A 207-nucleotide genomic window follows, 5' to 3' on the forward strand; every position below is an offset into this window, starting at 1 on the left:
TTCGACTCCTCTCGGGCGCGTTTTCTTTCGGGAAGTGGCTCAGCTTGGTAGAGCACCTGGTTTGGGACCAGGGGGTCGCAGGTTCAAATCCTGTCTTCCCGATACTTGTTTGGGGCCTTAGCTCAGCTGGGAGAGCGCCTGCCTTGCACGCAGGAGGTCAGCGGTTCGATCCCGCTAGGCTCCACCATTAGTTCTTTGAAAACTGAA

The 207-nt window shown here is 56.5% G+C and carries 2 tRNA genes; both read left to right on the plus strand.

The window, feature by feature from the left end:
• Window positions 1–28 precede the first annotated feature (28 nt).
• Window positions 29–102, plus strand: a tRNA-Pro gene (locus tag CN409_RS31265).
• A 9-nt stretch (window positions 103–111) separates the two neighbouring features.
• A tRNA-Ala gene (locus tag CN409_RS31270) sits at window positions 112–187 on the plus strand.
• Window positions 188–207: the final 20 nt, after the last annotated feature.

The organism is Bacillus sp. AFS012607 (genome assembly GCF_002558005.1).
Taxonomy (GTDB): Bacteria; Bacillota; Bacilli; order Bacillales; family Bacillaceae_G; genus Bacillus_A; species Bacillus_A thuringiensis_S.